Here is a 4,790-nt window from a genome sequence, read left to right as displayed (position 1 = left end):
GCCGAGGATCGGCCGGAGCGGCCCCCCGAGGGCGCGGACGACCGCCGCCACCGTGGCGTCGGGCGTGTCGACCGGCAGCACGCACCCGGGGCCGACGATGAGGCCGATCCCGCCCGTCTGAGCGATCGCGTCCTCCACCTCCGCGACGGCCTGCTCGGCGGTCCCGCCGCGCATGGTCTTCCACTGTCCCAGTCCGCCCAGGACCGCCCCCGGGACCCGCGCCTTGCCCTCGCCGAGCGATGGCGGCGTCGCCCGGTCGTCCCAGTTCCAGGCGTGCCCGGGCAGGGCGGCGAGTCGGTCGAACATCAGCCGGTCGCCGTGACAGTGGACGATCGTCAAGAGCGACCGGCCGGCGACGGATTCCAGGATCTGCCGGTCGTAGGGCTCGCCGAAGCGGGCGTATTCCTCATCGCCGAGGACGCTGTGGCTCGCCACCTGGATGGAGTAGAAGATTCCCGAGACCCCCTCGTCTAGCGCGAGACCCGCGAAGCGGATGAGCGTCTCGGTGATGGCCTCGAGCGCCCCGGTGACCAGGTCGGGATGCTGCCGGAGGTCCGCCGCCAGGCGCGCGCCCGAGAGCTTGCGCGCGAGCGACAGCGGCGAGAAGAGCGTCGGCAGCACCAGCGCGTCGCCGATGCGGCGATCGAAGCCGACCCGGATGATGGTCTCGAGCTGGGACACGTAACCCGCGGCCGAGGCCGGATCGAGCGGCCGGATCCGCTTCCAGTCCTCCGCCGTCCGGACCGCGCACGAGGCGCACGGACGGTGGCCGTCCGGGTGGACCTCCTCGCTCTCGACGCAGCCCCAGGCCTCCACGGCGTAGCCGCCGGCGGGCGTGATCTTCAAGAAGTCCGACCCGTAGCGATCGTGGAAGCGGAGGGTGGCCTGGGCGAGCCCGGCCGGCGAGCGATCGACGGCCGGGAAGTGCCGCCAGACCGCATAGGGCACGCGGTCGACGGGCTGCCGGGTGACGGCGGCCCGAAGGCGTTCGCGCCGGCCCATCGCGTTCACAGGAGGTGCTCCAGGCCGGCCGCTCGGGCCAGCGCCACGAGCTTCCCCCACGTCTCGTCCTCGACGGGGATCCCCTCGCGCCGGCGCCGCTCGGCCGTCCGGTGCTCGATCTCGCCGGGGTAGAGCACCTCGGTGAAGCCTTCGGCCGGCGGCGTGGCCTTCACGTATCGGGCGAACGCGGCGACTTCGGCCTTGAACTCCGCGAGCGGCCGGAACGCCCCCGGGTCGAAGACCAGAATGAAGGCCCCGTCGTTGTGCCGTCCGGTGGGGTCGACGCCGAACCCGAGGCCCGGGAGCACGGCGGCCAGCGTCTCGACGGCGAACGACAGCGCCGAGCCCTTGTAGCCCTGCGGCCCTCCGAGCGGCAGCATCGCGCCGCCGGCCAGGAAATCGGCGGGATTCGTCGTCGCGCGCCCCTCCCGATCGAGGAGCCAGCCGGGCGGAATCGGCTCGCGGCGGGCGTGAGCCACCAGGAGCTTCCCCCCGGCCACCGCGCTGGTGGCCATGTCGATGAGGACCGGCGCTTCGAGGTCGCTGGGAAAGGCGATCGACAGCGGGTTCGTGCCGAGGCGGGCCTCGCGCCCCCCGAACGGGGCCACCTGCTTGGGCGCCCGGCCCGAGTCGCACATCATCACGCCTACCAGGCCCTGGCGGGCGGCCATCAGCGGGTAGTCGCCGAGACGGCCGACGTGGCTCTGGCGAAACACCGACACGATGCCGACGCGCTGCTGGCGCGCCTTGCCGATGGCCAGCTCGGTGGCCCGCGTCGAGACGACCTGGCCGAAGCCCCAGTGGCCGTCCACGCGCGCGGTGGTCGGGGTCTCGTCGAGGACTTCGATCGGCGCCCCGGGCACGATGTGTCCCTTGCCGATCCGGTCGAGATACGTCGGCAGGAGGTGGATGCCGTGGGAGTCGTGACCCGCCAGGTTGGCGTCGATCTGGTGGTCGGCCACCACGCGCGCGTCGCCCGCGGACACCCCGGCGTGCTCATAGAGGGCGACCGCCAGCGGGTGGAGCCTCTCAGGCCGGACGACGGGCATCGCCGCCTCGCGACTCGGCTAGGGCCGCGCGTAGTGGTCGAGGATGAAGCCCGCGATGCTGTGCCGCGAGGGGCGATTCGGCAGGGCATCGCAGGGGAACCAGCGGGCGTCCTCGAGCTCCTCGTGGTCGATGCGGAGCGCGCCGCCCGCGTAGCGCGCGACGAACCCGATCATCAGCTGGCTCGGGAAGGGCCAGTTCTGGCTGCCGACGTACTGGAGATCGCTGACCTCGACGCCGACCTCCTCCTTGACCTCGCGGTGCACGGCCCCCTCCAGGCACTCCCCGTTGTCGACGAACCCCGCCACCAGGCCGTAGCGATCCGGCGCCCATCCCGCCTTGCGGGTGAGGAGGCAGCGGTCGCCATCGCGGACCAGCACGATGACCGCCGGGTGGAGGTGCGGAAAATGCTCGTAGCGGCAGCCGGGGCAGCGCTTGCCCCATTCGCCCGGGATCCGCTCGGTGGGCGCCCCGCAGCGCGGGCAATGGCCGCTCGTGCTCTCCCAGTGGAGCGCCTGGAGCGCCATCCCGCCCAGCGACAGCAGGTCGTCCGGCAACCGCGTGCCCTGCATGGGCACCAGGGTCTCCCGCCGGAACTCCTCCGGCACCGGGGTGTCTTTGGCCAGGGCGACCACCCAGCATGGCGCGCCGTCGAGGGTCCCGAGGCACAGGGCACCGTCGACGGCGCCGTCGAAGGCGGCGGGCAGGTCGCCGACGGGCAGCCGGATGCGACCTTCCTCGGGGACGATGACGAGGCCCTGCTCCTGGACGATCAGCCAGTGCCCGCGCGGCTCGGGCCGCGTGGTCCCGTGCTTGGCCGGGACGAAGGTTCGCCCGAGGCACTCACGGTTGAACGGCAGGTACACGGAGAGCGGTGTCATGGAGGAACTCTACCGCGAAGTCGGGCGGTTGCCCAAGCGCGAAAAGCGCGTCGCGACTCGGCCCGAACTCAGAGCGACAGGCCCCAGCTCTGGACGTGCTCCGGGACGATGCGAAACATGACCCGATCCGCGGGCATGGCGCGGCCGCCCCACCGGCGTTCCAGGTGCGGGTGGTACCGGTCGAGGAAGCGCGCGACGAGCGCCCGCCGCGTTTCGGCGTCCGGCAGGATCTCGGCCCGGCCGCGCACGATCACGCCCCGGATGTCGCCGCGGGTGCCGGCCTCGGCCACGACGCACACGCGGCCGTCTCGGCGGAGGTTGTGGACCTTCTGGGCGTCCGCTTCACTGATCATGGCGAGCGCGTCGGCGTCGGCCAGGAACCACATGGGGGTCGCCAGCGGGGCGCCGTCGGGCTGAATCGTGGCCAGGACGACGACCTCCTTGGTGCCCAGAAACGCCTGGATCTTCGGATCTCCGAGCCGCTCAGTCACGCGAAGCCTCCGTGGACCCGCATCACGCGCCGCGCCGAGGGCGCGCTGGCTTGACGCGGCCCGAGTTTGGTCCGATAGTGGGCGGGCTCGCGCCCCGCACGCGCGAGGCGAGCCGAGACTGGAGACGAGGTGAGCGAATGACCGAGGCGTCCGACCCCGAGCAGGCGACGCTGGCCGCCCTCGAACGGCTCGGCCTGCCGTACGAGCTGATTCCGATCGACCCCCAGTTCGCCGACACGGCGGCCTTCTGCGAGCGCTACGGCTATCCAGCCGACCACGCGGGCAACACGATCATCGTGGCCTCCAAGAAGGAGCCGAAGGTCTACGCGGCCTGCGTCGTCACGGCCACCACCCGCCTGGACGTGAATCATGCCGTTCGCGACCTGCTCGGCATCTCCAAGCTCTCCTTCGCCTCCGCCGAGGAGACGCGGCAGGTGACCGGCATGGCGATCGGCGGCGTCACGGTGTTCGGGCTGCCGGGAGAGCTGCCGCTCCTGGTGGACGCGCGTGTGATGGCGCTCGACTACGTCATCCTCGGCTCGGGCGGTCGCCACGGCAAGATCAAGATCGCCCCCGAGGTGTTCCGCCGATTCCCCCACGCCCGTATCGTGCCGAACCTCGCGGTCGAGCGCGGTCCCGAGGCCGTTAGATGAGGGCGCGACCGCCCAGCTTGACCGGGCGCCCGGCCCGGATCACGTCGACGGCCGTCCCGAGCGTGGCCAGGTCGCGGGCGGGGTCGCCCGCTACCGCGAGCAGATCGGCGATCAGACCCGGACGCAGGGCCCCGACCGCGTCGCCGAGGCCGAGGGCCTCCGCCGAGTCGGCCGTCGACGCCCGGATCGCCTCCCAGGGCGAGTACTGAAGCCACGCTCCGAAGGCCCGCGCGTTCGCCGCCGAGCCGTCGAAGCGGGCGTGGGGCATCCCCATGTCCAACCCGGTGGTGAACCGGATGCCCCGCGCCCGCATGTCGCGGGCCGTCTCGAGGTGGTCCTCGAGTGGCACCGGGGTCGCCTGCACCGCCCAGTGGGTGGAGGGCGGCGGAGCCCCGGCCTCCTGCGCCAGGCGCCCGAGCAGCATGTGGCCCAGCGTGATGTCGACCCAGAGGCCGCTCCGGGTGATCCGGTCGGCCAGCGCGGGGTCGTATTCGAGGCCCTTCGCGGGATCGGCGCTGTACCAGCGGGCGTGGATCAGGTGATGGATGCCGGCCTCGACGCAGTCCCGGATGCCTGCCGCCGACAGGGTGTGGGCCGCCACCGGAAGCCCCAGCCGTTCGGCTTCGCGCACGGCGGCCGTGAGCGTCTCCACGGGGTACTGGACGGTGCGAGGGTTGGCGGTCGGGGTGAACATCCCGCCGGTGGCCATCAGCTTG

The 4,790-nt window shown here is 72.6% G+C and carries 6 protein-coding genes; 1 reads left to right on the top strand and 5 read right to left on the bottom strand.

What is annotated here, in order from left to right:
- The 4 genes from VGW35_16165 to VGW35_16150 all read right to left on the bottom strand — a co-directional run.
- Positions 1–1,002: uroporphyrinogen decarboxylase family protein (locus VGW35_16165; GenBank protein HEV8309195.1), on the bottom strand; the 1,002-nt coding region annotated here is incomplete at its 3' end.
- A 5-nt stretch (positions 1,003–1,007) separates the two neighbouring features.
- Positions 1,008–2,051, bottom strand: a complete 1,044-nt coding sequence (locus VGW35_16160; protein ID HEV8309194.1) for an Ldh family oxidoreductase — start codon at positions 2,049–2,051, stop codon at positions 1,008–1,010.
- A gap of 18 nt (positions 2,052–2,069) precedes the next feature.
- Positions 2,070–2,930 (bottom strand): NAD(+) diphosphatase, encoded by an 861-nt coding sequence (gene nudC / locus VGW35_16155; GenBank protein ID HEV8309193.1) that lies wholly within the window; start codon positions 2,928–2,930, stop codon positions 2,070–2,072.
- A 68-nt stretch (positions 2,931–2,998) separates the two neighbouring features.
- Positions 2,999–3,421 carry a TIGR03618 family F420-dependent PPOX class oxidoreductase gene (locus tag VGW35_16150; protein ID HEV8309192.1) on the bottom strand — a complete coding sequence of 141 codons (423 nt, stop codon included), beginning with the start codon at positions 3,419–3,421 and terminating at the stop codon, positions 2,999–3,001.
- Positions 3,422–3,558: 137 nt separating this feature from the next.
- Here VGW35_16150 and VGW35_16145 point away from each other — a divergent pair, with 137 nt between their 5' ends.
- Positions 3,559–4,074: a YbaK/EbsC family protein gene (locus VGW35_16145; GenBank protein ID HEV8309191.1), complete on the top strand. Its 516-nt coding sequence runs from the start codon at positions 3,559–3,561 to the stop codon at positions 4,072–4,074.
- On the opposite strand, the gene VGW35_16140 is transcribed toward VGW35_16145, so the two are convergent.
- Positions 4,067–4,790: amidohydrolase family protein (locus VGW35_16140; GenBank protein HEV8309190.1), on the bottom strand; the 724-nt coding region annotated here is incomplete at its 5' end. The two genes, VGW35_16145 and VGW35_16140, sit on opposite strands and share 8 nt — an antisense overlap.

Source organism: Candidatus Methylomirabilota bacterium (assembly GCA_036005065.1).
In the GTDB taxonomy this organism is placed as follows: domain Bacteria; phylum Methylomirabilota; class Methylomirabilia; order Rokubacteriales; family DASRDR01; genus DASYQW01.
This window is presented reverse-complemented; position numbering and strand designations above follow the sequence as displayed.

Excerpts from the sequence above, each read along its gene's own strand:
- VGW35_16145 (HEV8309191.1), top strand. The coding sequence starts at position 3,559 with ATGACCGAGGCGTCCGACCCCGAGCAGGCGACGCTGGCCGCCCTCGAA.
- nudC (HEV8309193.1), bottom strand. The coding sequence starts at position 2,930 with ATGACACCGCTCTCCGTGTACCTGCCGTTCAACCGTGAGTGCCTCGGG.
- VGW35_16160 (HEV8309194.1), bottom strand. The coding sequence starts at position 2,051 with ATGCCCGTCGTCCGGCCTGAGAGGCTCCACCCGCTGGCGGTCGCCCTC.